The sequence below is a fragment of the Cellvibrio sp. genome (genome assembly GCF_046347455.1).
GTDB lineage: Bacteria > Pseudomonadota > Gammaproteobacteria > Pseudomonadales > Cellvibrionaceae > Cellvibrio.
On the sequence record NZ_JAXMGC010000007.1, the window covers coordinates 1 to 14,447 of the forward strand.

At 45.0% G+C, this 14,447-nt stretch carries 12 protein-coding genes; 1 reads left to right on the forward strand and 11 read right to left on the reverse strand.

What is annotated here, in order from left to right:
- The coding region (locus U1F02_RS12980) for a U32 family peptidase (RefSeq protein WP_409990831.1) at positions 1-655 on the reverse strand (655 nt) is incomplete at its 3' end.
- A gap of 155 nt (positions 656-810) precedes the next feature.
- Entirely contained in the window at positions 811-1,260 is a 450-nt protein-coding gene (locus tag U1F02_RS12985) for a PilZ domain-containing protein (RefSeq protein ID WP_409990832.1), read from the reverse strand.
- A 238-nt stretch (positions 1,261-1,498) separates the two neighbouring features.
- Here U1F02_RS12985 and U1F02_RS12990 point away from each other — a divergent pair, with 238 nt between their 5' ends.
- Positions 1,499-1,903, forward strand: coding sequence for a PilZ domain-containing protein (locus tag U1F02_RS12990; protein ID WP_409990833.1), 405 nt, complete (start codon positions 1,499-1,501; stop codon positions 1,901-1,903).
- A gap of 75 nt (positions 1,904-1,978) precedes the next feature.
- Here U1F02_RS12990 and U1F02_RS12995 read toward each other — a convergent pair whose 3' ends face one another.
- From U1F02_RS12995 to U1F02_RS13035, 9 genes are all read right to left on the reverse strand, one after another.
- Complete coding sequence (locus U1F02_RS12995; RefSeq protein WP_409990834.1) at positions 1,979-2,758, reverse strand: YdiY family protein; 780 nt, start codon at positions 2,756-2,758, stop codon at positions 1,979-1,981.
- Positions 2,759-2,936: 178 nt separating this feature from the next.
- The gene (locus tag U1F02_RS13000; protein ID WP_409990835.1) at positions 2,937-3,755 is read right to left on the reverse strand and encodes a class I SAM-dependent methyltransferase; all 819 of its coding nucleotides are present in this window, start codon (positions 3,753-3,755) and stop codon (positions 2,937-2,939) included.
- A gap of 103 nt (positions 3,756-3,858) precedes the next feature.
- Positions 3,859-4,743, reverse strand: coding sequence for a DMT family transporter (locus U1F02_RS13005; RefSeq protein WP_409990836.1), 885 nt, complete (start codon positions 4,741-4,743; stop codon positions 3,859-3,861).
- A 148-nt stretch (positions 4,744-4,891) separates the two neighbouring features.
- Entirely contained in the window at positions 4,892-6,379 is a 1,488-nt protein-coding gene (locus U1F02_RS13010) for a winged helix-turn-helix domain-containing protein (RefSeq protein ID WP_409990837.1), read from the reverse strand.
- A 166-nt stretch (positions 6,380-6,545) separates the two neighbouring features.
- Complete coding sequence (locus tag U1F02_RS13015; protein ID WP_409990838.1) at positions 6,546-7,310, reverse strand: DUF6445 family protein; 765 nt, start codon at positions 7,308-7,310, stop codon at positions 6,546-6,548.
- Positions 7,311-7,319: 9 nt separating this feature from the next.
- The gene (locus U1F02_RS13020; protein WP_409990839.1) at positions 7,320-8,798 is read right to left on the reverse strand and encodes a tryptophan halogenase family protein; all 1,479 of its coding nucleotides are present in this window, start codon (positions 8,796-8,798) and stop codon (positions 7,320-7,322) included.
- 23 nt (positions 8,799-8,821) lie between these two features.
- Positions 8,822-9,865, reverse strand: coding sequence for a cupin-like domain-containing protein (locus tag U1F02_RS13025; RefSeq protein ID WP_409990840.1), 1,044 nt, complete (start codon positions 9,863-9,865; stop codon positions 8,822-8,824).
- Between the two features lie 57 nt (positions 9,866-9,922).
- Entirely contained in the window at positions 9,923-10,645 is a 723-nt protein-coding gene (locus U1F02_RS13030) for a SapC family protein (RefSeq protein WP_409990841.1), read from the reverse strand.
- A 173-nt stretch (positions 10,646-10,818) separates the two neighbouring features.
- The gene (locus U1F02_RS13035) at positions 10,819-13,884 is read right to left on the reverse strand and encodes a TonB-dependent receptor (RefSeq protein ID WP_409990842.1); all 3,066 of its coding nucleotides are present in this window, start codon (positions 13,882-13,884) and stop codon (positions 10,819-10,821) included.
- Positions 13,885-14,447: the final 563 nt, after the last annotated feature.

The following is a 14,447-nucleotide window of genomic DNA, read 5'->3' on the forward strand; positions in this document are numbered from 1 at the left end:
GGGCGATGAGCTCATCTGTGCTGGAGTGTGAACAACTTTGTACGCCGTATTCCCAGCGGCATGCATTGGTGCAGGCGCCTTGGTTGGGGTCGCGCTTGTTCATGTAGCTGGAAATGAGGCAGCGGCCTGAATAGGCCATGCACAGCGCGCCGTGGACGAATACTTCTAGCTCCATGTCCGGGCAACGCTGTTTGATTTCTGCAATTTCATCTATACCCAGTTCGCGCGAAAGAATAATGCGGTTAATCCCTTGTGATTGCCAAAACTTTACCGCAGCCCAGTTCATGGTGTTTGCTTGAACTGATAGATGTAGCGGCATGTCCGGAAAATGCTCTCGCAGCAAATAAACTACGCCCGGGTCGGACACGATCAGTGCGTCGGGTTTGAGATCAATGACGGACTTCATATCAGTGACGAACGATTTTAATTTGGCATTATGCGGAGCCAGATTGGTCACCACGTAAAACTGTTTGCCGCGACTATGTGCCTCTTCAATACCGAGCGCGAGATTTTCCAGTGTGAACTCATTATTGCGCACTCTCAGGCTGTAGCGAGGCTGCCCTGCGTATACTGCATTGGCGCCGTAGTCAAAAGCCATGCGCATAGCTTTCAGCGTGCCTGCGGGTGAAAGGAGTTCAATACTGGGCTGGGTCATACAGGATCCGAGAGCGCTTGTTGTGGTTTAAAAAAGGGGCGCACATGCTAAAAGCCCGTTGAACAGGCTTACTTGATTTGTATCAAGGAGAAGTTAATGGCAGGGTTAATCGTTAAGCATGGCGGTTAGTTGGGCAGGTGCACGAACCAACATCGTTAGGAATTCTCTGTGGTGGCTGGAATCTCTTCAGGTAGCGCGCTTTCAGTTGCCGGAGATTCTGCAGGTTCCTTATCAGCAATCTCTCCAGAATTAGCTTTTGTGCGGGGTAGACGGTTTTCCAGATATTGCTGGATAAGTTGCTTTTGAATATCTGTTAAGGCTGTGAATTGAACGCCTACCCGAAAGCCATTATCACTGCTGCTGAAAGATACGTGGGTGACCACTGCAGCAGCTGTGAACCCAGCGAGCGCGCTGGTGCGCCGTACCAGAATGTTAAATTCCAATTGCACTACGCTTTTCACGGGAAGATTCAGATCCAGAACAACACAGGCTCCACCTGCGCTTATATCAGCCATCCGGCCTATGAGTGCTGACGCTCCAGTACGTGTTATGCGCGCGGGCCCCTTTAGCGCCTTGCGTTCAAATAAGCGTCTTTCCTCACCCATGAACGAACATCCAAAGTTTTTCTAAATAAGCGATTACCAAGATTGCACCTGACCAGATAGGAAATTAATACCAGTCTAGAACAAAGCTGCACGATAGGGTGGGGAAAATTGTCGCCTGAGGCTTCAGGTTAATCGGTTTTAAGACTAGTTGTTTTGATCGCGAACTGATCGAGGCCCGAGCTTAACCTGCGTTAGACTTGATTTGTGAGCTTATTTTCGTTTTTGGGGGGACATGCCTATGCGGAACTACATTCGCCACCCAACATCTATTCCCATCCACATTTCTGCCGGAGCCAAGAGCAATGAGCAGGTTGTTGTTAGCAATCTAAGTGCTGGCGGGTTGAGCTTTGAGACAGATATACCCGTCAGAGTCGGCAGCGTGGTAGATCTATCGATTCCGTGCATAAACCCGGATTATCAGGGAGAGGGAGTTATTGTTTGGCGTCGGAGCCGAAAACCTACGCGCTTCGAGGTTGGGGTTCGCTTTACTAACGATGATGAATACTTTCGCGTACGTATGGTTGAGCAGGTATGTCAAATCGAAGAATATCGCCAGCAGCTGGCGGAAGCGGGACGCAAGCTAACCTCCGAAGAGGCTGCTTACGAATGGATTGCGCGCTTCGCCGCGGATTTTGGTACCTGATAGTACGGGGTCGTTTGAGGCGCAATTTTTCCGCTCATGGTGTCGTAAAAAACGCCCTATTGCTGCGGTGGCAATTCAAAACTGGTAGGCCAACGCTGTTTCGTATTGCGTATTGGTTTTGTAATTATCAATCGGTGGGGATACCAACAAGTTTTTAGCTGGGTCACTGTCGTAGGAGAGCTTGTAATTCACCTTCAATTGCAAGCTGTTGGTCAGCTTAACATTCAGCCCTAAATCAAATAACAATCGGTAATCACCAAAATCGCGTGTACTGGGCTGCGCGTAGGTGGTATTCACCAAAGTGACCTGATTATTGAGTTGATATTTGTAGGTGTAATAGGTATTGATTCGCCAGAGCCGATTGGTCTCTTGGTAAGAAATGAGGTTTTGCTTTTCTACCTCGCGGAATGCGCCGAACCCGACGGCAAATGAGTAAACATCCTGTTGTTGAGATACGAGGTAACGCGCACCGCCACCAGCAAGCACTCGCGAAGTCAGGTTGTCGAACTCGTCTTCTTCCCATTGAGCGAATGTTTCGGCTGCCCACTTTTCGTTAAGTAAATGTATCCAACGAGTATGAATAAAACTATTGTCGGTTGTTTTTTTGTCGAGCTTGGTGCCGTACTCGCGATCAAACAACGCCATGAAAATCTCATCGTCTGCGCGATAAATAATTTTTGCACCGCCAGCGTAGGATTGCTCTTTTTGATTCCCAGTTTTACCGTTTAGCCCAATCTTTACTGCACCGGAAAAGCCCTCCTCCGGCAAATTGGGGCGTTCGTTTTCGATATTTGAAATCGCCAAAGCAGAATGCGTTAGTAAACACAAAACCCCACCAACAAATAATTTTTTCACACTCAGCTCCCGCCACATAAATAGGGCGGGATTATAGCGGCGGGACTCGCGGTAGTTAAGGGGGTTAGCGGTTATGATACGACTGAGCGGACACTCGTACTGTGTAATTTAAGCACACAATACGAGTAGATAAAGCAAACCTAAAAGTTTTGACTATGTCTGAATCCGCAAAAAAAATTTATTTAACCGTTTTAGGTTTTACAAAACGGAGGGTGAATCTATCGCTTTCACCAATTGCCAGATATTTGGCCTTATCTGCTTCTCCTGCTTCAAGAGTGGGGGGTAAGGCCCAAACTCCCTTCGGATAATTTTTTGTATCTTTTGGGTTACTGTTTATTTCGCTGCGAGTCTCTAAGCGAAACCCGGCTTTTTCTGCTTCGGCGATGACAAAGGCCTCGGGTTGGTAACCGCTACTTTTTACTTCCTCGAAACTTTTTCCGGGCGCCGCGCGGTGATCTTCTATGCCTAATATTCCACCGGGTTTAAGAACTTTGTAAATCTCAGCAAACAATTGCCCTTGATTATTCATCATTGAAAAATTATGCACATTGCGGAATGTCAGAAAAAAATCAGCTGAGTTTGGTTCGCCAAAACTAAAATTTGGCGGTGATATTTCCACAACATTTATTTTGCCGTAATGCGCTGGGTCAGCCGCAAATTTTTCTTTTTGCCCTGCATCTTCTGGGTTTCCCTTCACATTCAGAATGGTTAGCTTGCCTTGGTCGTGAACGAACGGTGCTAGGATTTCTGTATACCAGGCCGCTCCACTTGGGAATAGTTCAATGATGTTTGCGTTTGGTTTTACTCCAAAAAAAGTGAGCGTTTCCAGTGGGTGACGATATACATCACGCGCTCTATTTTTTTCTGTTCGCCAACTACCGTTGATATTGTCTTGTAATTGCTGCTTCACACTTTTTTCTGCTGCAAGTGCTGGGGTTATGTTGGTAAGTATTAATGCCAGCACGGGTAAGCAGGCATATTTGAGGCACTTATTCATAGGTTATTTCCTTGGTTGCTGTTTATTAAAGGAAACCATCTTGTAACAGCCTAACTGGGATGGTTGTCGGGGGCTTGCGAAAAAAAATCGAAAACGTCAAGGCTTAAGGATGTGTTTGATCGTCTTTAGTAACCAGTAGGGTAGCGACAAGTACAGTAATTCCCCCCAGTACGCAGCGGATGCCAATGACTTCTCCTAAAAAAATAAATCCCCAGATCATGCTAAAAAGCGGAATGAGAAATGCAACAGACATGGCTCGTGTGGGGCCTACGCGAGCAACAAGAGGGATAAAAACTATCTGAGCAAATGCCGAAGCAAAGAGGGCCAGTCCTATTACCCACCCTATGGATGAATAGGAGGGAACTTGGCTTGGTAAACTGAAAGGAATAATCGGTAATAGCATCAGGCTGGCCGCGATCATTGACCCCGTCGCCATAGATAAGGGTTCAATAGGGTTTTCGATGTTTGCGCCGTTGTAGTATTTGACAATTACTCCTGAAATGGCAAAACAGGCAGGACCTAACAGGCAAGCGATCAGCGAAAGATTTGTTGGGTTATTAGCCAGAAGCATCTCTGTACCCACCAAAATCCAGACTCCGGCGAGCCCCAGCAGAAGCCCCAAGAGTTTGTATCTTGATAATCGCTCTGCTAACCAAAGCCCGGAGAATACGGCGCAGAATAAGGGGCAGGTAGCATTGAGTAGTGCTGAAAGCGCTGCAGGTAAGTAGGAAGCTGCGTAGGAAAGTAGGGCGAAAGGAAGCACTGCGCCAAAAAAACCAGCCAGAAAGTAAGCTTTGTACCGACGCCTCCAAAGTAGGGGGATTTTGTTGAAATAGGCAAATACAGACAGCGCAACAGCGGCTATTTCAATTCGCCCAACCGTTGTTAGCAAGACTCCAAGCTCGGGAACTGACGCTCGCATGGCAATAAAGGAGGCTCCCCAAATGGCTGCTAATAAGCCCAACCGGTAAAAGTCGGTCGGAGTCATACCTGGGTACTGCAATGATTGAGGGGCTACTGATCTGAACATGTGTGCAACTCATGTAATGGCATGAGTTGCACTCTCGTAATTTTGCGGGGGAATTTCTAATTAAAAAAAATAAAATTTTATTAAATAATTGAAAGATATAGGTTTATTAAAGTTTAAATTGCGCAAGGCGCGGTTTCATTGCATCGAGCTGATGGGATTCGATGAGTTTTTTTGCCTCTAGATAATGCTGGTTAGCCAAGTCAGGTTTGCCAATTTGCAGGTATAACTCGGTAAGATTTAGGTGATTGTCGCTTTGTCCAATTGAACAGCGGATGGTTTTGTCAAAGCTGAGGGATTTCTCGTAAGCCTGCTGAGCTAAAGCAAAGTTGCCGCGTTCTTTGTAAATACGGGCACGAGTACTAGCGACAGCTGAGCCTATGAGCAGCTCTTGTCCTTTTACAGAAAGTTCATCTGCGTGATCGAAATGTTGTAGTGCGAGTTCAATCTCACCTTGCTCTAAGTGGATGATTCCAAGAAAGAAATACATCCGCGCTTGAACTCGAGCCTGATCGGCTCCAGCGAGTTTAATTGCGGTCTCAGCTTGTTCTTTGGCTGCGTCATAGCGTTTTTGTTTTAACAGGGTGCGCAGCAATTCCTCGCGTGCGAGTAGATTGTCAGGTTCCAACTGAATTAAGCTTTTGAAAAGGTTTTCCGCCGAAGGTAAATCATCCGTGTCCAGCTTTTCCACGCCCCGGGCCATGAGTTCGTTCGCGAAGGTCGTCTGGGCGTTATGCTCAATATCTTGCAACCTTTGTCCTGTCTGCTTAACAATAACTTGCCCTAATTTATAGATCGCTTGGTCGAGGTCTTTTTCAAAAATAACGCCACGCTTTACATCGCTCCGTGTGCGTAATTTGTAATCTAGTCGAAAATCTTCCACCGCTCCTGATAATTGTGACTCTACGATCAGCGTAGCTCCAGATACCCCGAATAATTTCGGAACCTTTTCTGAGTCATAGTCGCGTTCCAAATTTGCGTAACGCATAATTTGGAAAACGTATTCCGAAAACATGACTTGTACGCTTTTGTCAGAGATCAATAAATGAATGAGTTGATCCATTGCACCCAATGGAACCCAATTGTAGTCATTTCCCGGCAACCGATTTTTCAAAGGCAGAATAATAACAACGTCAGTTTGTTGTATTGATGGGCGATTAAATTTAAAAAATAAGAGGGAGCTTAATACAAGCCCAATTGCCAGTAACAGGCTTGTTAAAATGTAGGTCTTTCTGTTTTGCAATGAAACTTTGGAGTGCGGAGCCTGGTTGCTTGCTGTTGTTCTACATAGCTCTTGCTTTTCCACATCTGCTGCCCATGCGTAGCCTTTCCTTGGATAAGTTTGGATAATCTCGGAGTTGTTAAATAACTGACGAATTTCCCGAATCGATTGAACCAACACCTGTTCTTCTACTTTTACGTCATTCCAAATAGCGTCAAGCAAATAGGATTTAGTGAGTATCTCGCCGGGTTTATCAAGCATCAACAATAGAAGCGCAAAGGTTTTTGGACGAACCTGAATTTCTTTTCCGTCCTTCGCGATGCTTTGCCTTTGTGGGTAGACGATAAAACCTTGGCTTTGATAAGTAATACTCAAACGCGTTTCCTTGATTTAGCTTTTAATTAACCATCACCGAGCTAAGGTTAGAAGGGTGCCGTGGGTTGCGTGTGGATAATATACCCATCCGCAAAGCCGTGCGAGCAATGTTCCAAAAAAGCAGAGCATTTGATTTTTTGAGCGTTACCCAAAGGAATAGGTAGCGCTACTCTGGTTTTTTATAAATAAAAGAGTTAAGTGTTAGGCGGCCGCGAGTTGGGTCTGGGTCAAAATCAAAGTCCGGTGATATATCGCCGGAGTGCAGAATATTTCCGGGATAAATAACGACCCGATTAAATTGGGCATCAATCTTAGCGATACGCTCAAAATAATCATTGCTGCCATTCATGTAAGATTTTTTTTCGCCCTGCAGAATACCTTCGTCAATAACAGCTTGGTTGTAAAACTCAATCGTGTCCTTGGTAACAACTTCGAAACCTGTTTTTTTGTGCCTGTATAAAGATGTGCCGCCTTTACTTTTATCACACAGGTAATGCACACAGGCCAAGTTGCCGCTGGTAAACGAGTCTATATGCGGAACACATTGCTTGGGTTCGAGTTTTTCGGGGGGCGTTACGACCATGGAGTAATAGGCTTTGCCTCCGGCAATTTGATCGGGACGAAGACTAAAAATAGTAAAGAAAAATTTTGCCAGATGATGATGTACTGCATGCATGTAGAGCTCGGGCGCCAACATGCGAATACCAGGGTAATAAGTATCAACGCTGTTAAAGTCTCTTAAGCCCGCGCAATAGCTAACCAAACCTTCTGCGTCTTTCACAAAATTATCTATAACGAGCAGGGGGGTCTTATCCCTACCTACATAATAAGCCTTGTATGCGAAATCAGGATGCAACTCTGGTATTAGGCTTCGTGACATTGTTGACCTTTGACTTTTCAAAGGATGCACTTCTTGGGTTAAAGCGTGCATCACTCTCGTTTATACGGCGCAGTAGTGTTTAACAAACTCGCTATGTGGTGGTAATTGAGAAACACCGCGATTGATGTTTTCTTCCAGGCTTTTTAAAAAATTCTGTAGATCTCGCTCACTCATTGTCTTTGTTAAGTGATGATAGTGTTCCGGCATTAAGCGCTGACCGAACATGACTTGCGTCCAAGAATCGATTCTGAAGAGTTCGCCATCAGCTTGGTAGGCATGCCCTGTTTCTTTAAAAAGCTGCAGGCGATGAGCCAAGGTGGACGGAATTTCCATATTTTTGCAATACGACCAAAAAGGTGTGTCTTCTCGTTCGGTGGTTTTGTAATGAAGAACAATAAAATCGCGGAGCTGTTCCATTTCAACACGGCTGATTTGGTTAAATTCATTCACGAAGGATTCTTTAATGCCGTTAAATGGGAATAGCTGCATCAAGCGACTCACAGCGATCATAATCAAATGAATGCTCGTAGATTCGAGTGGCTCGATAAATCCGCTCGAGAGACCAATAGCTACACAGTTTTTGTTCCAGGTTTTTTTACGGCGGCCGGTTTGGAATTTAATAACGCGAGGCTCAATTAAGGTTTTACCTTCAACACTTTCCAGTAGCGTTTTGCGCGCATCGTCGTCGCTTAAGTAACGGCTGCAATAAACCAATCCATTACCGACGCGATGTTGCAATGGAATTTTCCAGCGCCAGCCTACGTCATGGGCAATAGAGCGAGTATAGGGCACGGCTGGTCCGGTTGACTCGGTTTGAACTGCAATCGCTCGATCACAAGGCAGCCAGTGCGACCAGTCCTCGTATCCGGTTTTAAGTGTTTCTTCAATCAGTAAACCTCTGAAACCGGTGCAATCAATGAAAAGATCACCTTCAATCACTTGACCCGATTCAAGACGTAAACTTTTGATAAAGCCCGACGTGGAGTCTTGAGTTACTTCAGCGACTTTACCTTCGATACGAGTAGTGCCTTTTGCTTCACTCATCTGACGCAAAAATTTAGCGTACCTGGTAGCATCAAGGTGATAGGCGTAATTCAAATTGAAATTAGGTGCGGTGGAAAACTTATTTGCTTTTGCAGCTTGGTGCTCGAAACAATAGGTACCAAAATTTTTGGCTATTCCCAATTCCTTTGCGCGCAACCAAAAATGGTGGAAGTCGCCCAGCCAAGTTTCTTTGCCTGTTTGGCCGAATGCGTGAATATAAGTGTCGCCGCGCTCGCCCCAGTTTTCAAACATAATGCCTAACTTAAAGGTGGCTTCAGTGGCGCGCATAAATACTTGTTCGTCTATATCAAGCAATTTATGAAATGTTCGCATGGGGGGGATTGTCGCTTCGCCAACACCGATAGTGCCGATCTCATCTGACTCGATAAGCGTAATTTTAAGCAGTGGACTAAATTTTTTTGAAATAGCAGCTGCAGCCATCCAGCCAGCGGTGCCGCCGCCAACAATCACGACATTTTTAACTTCTGTGTTCACGTGTGCGTTCACCTGCAATTTTTTTAACGGTTCAATTTTTGTAAGAGCATGGCGCGTAGTCTTCGCGCGGCGGCATCATCAATTTCGCCCAAATACCCGCGTGTTTCGGGCGGCAGAAATTCACCCGCTTGGGTATTGCTGTCGAAAACATAGTAATTGAGAAGATGTTTCCAGGCTTGCTTCTCTTGCTCAGGTCTATCACGTATTGTGAGCAGCGCGTGATAGATTACGTTCATTGCTTGTCCGCGGATTTTCGGGAAAGTGTTCCACCAGTAATTAATAAGAATATTAAAAGGGCTCAATGCCTCGACCTGATGCCACCACATGCATGGAATAAAAACGGCATCACCAGGTTCAAGTTCAGCGATCTGACCGTTGGGTATTGCATCGCGATAGCGTGGAAATTTCTCGAAGTCGGGGTTATCAAAATCGACTAGAGTAATGGCGGGGCCGCCGGGATTTAACTCTAACGGGCCGGGATAAAGATTTGCCACTTGATCAGGCGGAAACATGGTGAATTTCCGCTTGCCTGCAACGCAGCATGCGATATTACTTTGTGCGTCATAGTGGCAAGGTGAAAGCGTTTTAGTGCCGATCCAAATGCCGCGCAAAGGGTCGGCGAACTCCAGGGGATTGGTTTTAAAATGATCGGCATTAAATGCTAAATCGTTCTCATCTTTCAGTTTTGGGAACGAAATCTCAATAATGTTAGAGGCAATGTAACGCAGCGGAGGATTTTCCTGGTTGAGGTTGCCAAGAATTTCATCCAGAACTGTATTTATGTCTATTTTTCGGTTTTCAAAATTGAGCTTTGTTATCTCAGGGTTGTAAGCCAAACGCTTGGTTCCCGGCTCACCGAAATAGGCGTAGGTAGGTTCACCACTACAGTGGAATTTAAGCATATCCACTGCAGCGGCTGGCGATTGCAAGCCTGCTTTAACGAGAGGCCAATTCTTTACTAAACCTTTGAGAATAATGGGTTCATTGGATGTGTAAACATAATCAGGGATTTGATCAGGAGTACAACCTTCCAGTACTTTTGTTTTTTTAGTAATACTTGTCGTCATGGTAGAGCCATTCGTTTAATAGATTACGAGGCATTGTAAAGCTTAAGTCTTACATGCTCACAATCCAGAATTTTTAATGTCGATCAAGTTTTGCATATTATTTAGCGAGTTTGTTATCAGAAATGCACCCTCTAGGAAGCCCGCTTTGTTGAGCTTTTCTAAATTTTCAGCACTTAAAGAATTTAATTTCTCTCGGTGAATAGTGTAATTCCCAGTTAGACGATGAACCTCACCGTTGTTGAGTTTAACCTCTAAGGATACGGGCTCAATGAGATCTAACTCAGTAAAAGCTTCAAACATTTCATCGCTGATGGCGGAACCTTGGTAAATAGATTGGAGAATCGAGTTAACGCGCTCCAAGTAGCGAGTGTTTCCACCAAACTCTAAAAATACGGGTTGCCCCTCTTGTGTGCTGATACGCGGACTATCCATATCTACCATGACAACTGGAGCATTTTTTTCCCCACCAGTAGCAGATTGATCTTCAAAGCCTATAACAAACGGCTCGCGAGCGACAATTGCTGGAATGTAACGTGCATTCCATTTGTCGTCCTTTAAAAACAAATTTTCGTTAGGTGTCAGCCCTAATAACGCAATAGATTGGAATTTTTGGGTTTCTGCATTTTTTTGAAAAAGAATTGGGTACTCGCGTTGGATATCTGCAAACTCGGTAGGAAAAGTTAGAACTGCGCCAACATTGTGTCCGAAATCTTCTGAATACTTTTGTACGATTTTTAAATCTTTATGGACAACATTGTTGAGTGGAAGGATATTGGTCATAAATTTCTCGTTTGTCTTTACTTCTCGTTATGGTGAATTCTAACCGCGCCGGAACGGTGCATCGCAAATTTTTGAGCAAGGAATGTAACTTTAATTAAATCGGTCTGCAATAAAGAAAAAAGCCGCTGAAATCAGCGGCTTTTTTCTTCAAGAGCTTGCTACTTTCTAAATAATTAGAAGGTGTAACGAGCGCCCAAGGTGTAACGTGGACCTAAGTCAATCATGTACTCAACCATTTCGTAAGTACGACCATGATCACGACGGTCTTCACCAGTCAAGTTCAAGCCATCTGCAGTAATGGTGAGGTTGTCGTTAACGGCGTAGCTGATGGTAGCATCGATTTGGCTGTAAGCTTCGGTGTACACAGGGTTTCTGAAGCTGCCTTGGCTAGCGCTGCGCAAGAACTCACCACGCCAGTTGTAAGCAATACGAGCCTGCCAACCATTTTTCTCATACATACCAACCAAGTTAGCTGTATCACTCAAGCCCAATAAAGCAAATTGAGAGACATTTGGGTCACCAGCATTATCGTAACCTACGTCACCGCGAACGATGGTGTAGTTAGCCTGTAAGCCAAAACCAGAATCACCAAAGAAGTGTTGTGCAGCAAATTCAGCACCGTACAACTTGGCTTCTTTGTTATTCACTGGCTCGCTTACTAACCAATTAGATACTGGGTCATCGCTACGTGGGATGATGTCGTATTTAGTTGCAAACGCTTGGTGTTGCGCTTCCAGACCATTGTAATTGGCCGCGCCACCAGTCCAAGTACCATCTTTATCAGTGAAAGTACCTGGGTTGTCGATCATAGCCATCATGGTGAAGAGGCTGGAATCGTTCACACCATAACCACCAGCTTTAAGTGCCGCTATAGCTGCCTGAACTCTTGGTGATTGAGCATTTGTTTGATCCTGGATACCAAAAAACTGCTTGGTTGTCTTCTCGGTACCAATGAAGTTGCTAACGCGTTTTTCAAACACACCAGCAGATAAGTAACTAGAATCTGCATAATACCATTCAACAGAAACATCGACGTTGTTCGATTGTAATGGAAGTAGGCGTGGGTTATTGACGTTAGCAACGCGAATTGCACCATTAGCTGTTGAACCGCCGCCTGATCCAAAACCAGTAACAGCGGCACTCAAGTTGCCGTAGGGCGCACGAGCGATAGTCTGGCTGGCTGATATACGAGCTTTCAAATCATCGCGTAAGGAAATGTCAAAGTCAAAGCTCGGCAACAAGTTGTCATAACTGGATTTGTCACGGGTTGCCTCGAGTTTTGTACTGTTGTCATAGTGTGTTGCGAAGTCATTGTCATCTTGCCATTCCAAATATGATGGTGGACGTACGAATGATGCAGAGTCAACATCGGTAGACTCGTAGCGAATACCAACTAAGAAGTTGGTTTTCATACCGCCCAGCTCACCTTGAACACCTACTTGGAAGTAAGCAGACTGAATGTCTTCCTTCAGCTTGTCGTTAGTGGTGAAGTTGGGTTCATAGCAGAAACAGTAGCCATTGGTTGGGGTTTTGTAGAGATTAACCAAGTATTCTGCAACTTTTTCCGCGTCAGCTTTATAACCGCCTTGATATGAGCCACCAGTTTTCAAACTGTCAAAGTTGGCAACGTTGAATGGAGTGATCATGTTGGCAGGAATATCACCTACGTTCGCAATACCCCAGTCACCCATCGCCATGTAACGTGAAGAGCTTCTGTTGCTAGACTCCATTTGACGTGACTGAACACCAAAGTCGAAGTGGCCGTCATCAAACTTGTAGGTACCGTCCAATCTGTATTCATCAATTTCAGAAATTTGGTCGCTGTAGCCAATACGCACGGGCTGCGAACCAACATCACCTGCATCATCTTTGCCGTTTTTGTTGCCTTTCTTGGAGTCATCTATTGTCAGGCTGAACAACGGAGTCTTGTTACGGAAATCCAATGAGTGAGCAACTTGAGTAGGTGTACCCATTGACACGGCGATATCGTTAGAGCCGCTTTTACCACCGTCTGGCAAACTTTCCGCTTTAGAGTTGTGTGCATCGAAAGTTAATTTCAATGCATCGGTAACTTGGAAATCAAGGTTAAAGCCGAGAGATTTCAAAGTGGTTTCTTGCTTACGGAACTGTTGCTCGTAACCTTGGTCGCGTGGGCCAGCAGTTTCGTGAATGTAAACTGGCGTTGCAACAGCGGTGGTGTTGTTGAAAATAACTTCATCAATAGAGTTACCGTTTTGTAACCAGCTGGTGGTTTCGCCGCGGCGTTCTTGAAGGTTATTTTTAGCGTAGGTGTAATCTAATGTGCCAGTGATTTTATCAGATGGGGCCCATTGTAAAGTCAACTGAGCATTATCACGGGTGCGTTGGTTATCAGACCATGCATAACGTAAGTCGTTTGGACGGCTATAAAGTTGTCCTTCTTTTGGTGCGTTGGTTACTTTTGCACCGGTCTTGAATGAGAACAAGCCTTTAGAGTTGTCAGTAAGTGCTGCATTAGTCCATTTGCCGATGTTCCATTGGTTTTCAGTAACATCGCTTGAGCCCGAGTCACGTTCTTGGTGGCTCGCAGTCAAACCCACGCCCCAGCCAGCATCGGTATCAGAGAAGCTTACCAGGCCAGAAATTTCTGGGGTTACATCGCTACCAGTACGGTTAGTGGTATCTGAAAGAGCTTTGGCGCCTACAGAAGCCTTGAAACCGTCGTGATCAAGTGGTTTTGCGGTTTTGATGTTTACAGAAGCACCAATACCACCGGTTGCAACACTAGCGCGACCAGTTTTGTAAACTTCTACACCCGCAACACTTTCAGATGCAAGGTTAGAGAAGTCAAACGCGCGAGATACACCAGAACCACCGGCGCCAGGGAACAAGCTTGCTGCTGGCATTACGCGGCCGTTCAAAGTAACCATGTTGTTGTCGCCGCCGAAGCCGCGAACGGTGATTCTTGAACCTTCACCGTTAGAACGGTCAATAGAAACACCAGTAATACGTTGCATAGATTCTGCAAGGTTGGTGTCAGGGAACTTACCCATATCTTCGGCATTGATTGCATCCACAACACCTACGGCGTCGCGTTTGATATCCATTGCTTGTTGCAAAGATGCCTTGATACCGGTAACTACGATCTCTTCAGCGTCGTCTTGAGCGTAAGCCATTGAACCCGCTGTTAAGGAAATAATTGATGCTACCGCTGCTGTTAGTGGTCGTACTCTGAAGTTTTTTTGTAAAGTGTTAAGCATAAGACTATGCCTCCAGTGATTGTTATTAGATATAAAGCCGCTGACCTCGTGGCTTTAAACTGTTCCGGTTGGCCCGCTTAGTGACCAACAAGAAGTAAGATTCCAATTGATTTATGCAGGTGGCTTGGAACCTTACTACCTGAACACCTTCTTCTGCGAGTTGGTGTTCAAAGTTCTTTATGAGCATGATTGTGTAGTATTGACCTTCTGCTCATCTCACTTCCCTTCTATTTATCTAATAGAAATTTTCTCTGCGCCTGGCGGCACAACAAGTAATGAGGTCTTTAGGTTGGGTGACCTTTCTATTACTTGAATAAGTCCTGATATGGTCATTGATACTATAACTGTGGGTAGGTGTCAATAACAAAACCAGTAAATTCAAATCGCTTCTAGGTGTGACGAAAGAAGCGAAACGTGGAAAACGAACACTTTTTCAAATACAAAATTATTTTTGCGTACAAAATAAGCTGGGTGTTATGCAGGGTTAGTGTATTTCAAATTGAAACGGATTGCGACAAGAATATTGAATAAAAAAGAGCACCCAATTGGGTGCTCTAAAATGC

Bases quoted from the DNA above. Each gene is read 5' to 3' on its own strand.
- U1F02_RS13035 (WP_409990842.1), bottom strand. From the start codon at position 13,884: ATGCTTAACACTTTACAAAAAAACTTCAGAGTACGACCACTAACAGCA.
- U1F02_RS13030 (WP_409990841.1), bottom strand. From the start codon at position 10,645: ATGACCAATATCCTTCCACTCAACAATGTTGTCCATAAAGATTTAAAA.
- U1F02_RS13015 (WP_409990838.1), bottom strand. From the start codon at position 7,310: ATGCACGCTTTAACCCAAGAAGTGCATCCTTTGAAAAGTCAAAGGTCA.
- U1F02_RS13000 (WP_409990835.1), bottom strand. From the start codon at position 3,755: ATGAATAAGTGCCTCAAATATGCCTGCTTACCCGTGCTGGCATTAATA.
- U1F02_RS12985 (WP_409990832.1), bottom strand. From the start codon at position 1,260: ATGGGTGAGGAAAGACGCTTATTTGAACGCAAGGCGCTAAAGGGGCCC.
- U1F02_RS13005 (WP_409990836.1), bottom strand. From the start codon at position 4,743: ATGACTCCGACCGACTTTTACCGGTTGGGCTTATTAGCAGCCATTTGG.
- U1F02_RS13025 (WP_409990840.1), bottom strand. From the start codon at position 9,865: ATGACGACAAGTATTACTAAAAAAACAAAAGTACTGGAAGGTTGTACT.
- U1F02_RS12990 (WP_409990833.1), top strand. From the start codon at position 1,499: ATGCGGAACTACATTCGCCACCCAACATCTATTCCCATCCACATTTCT.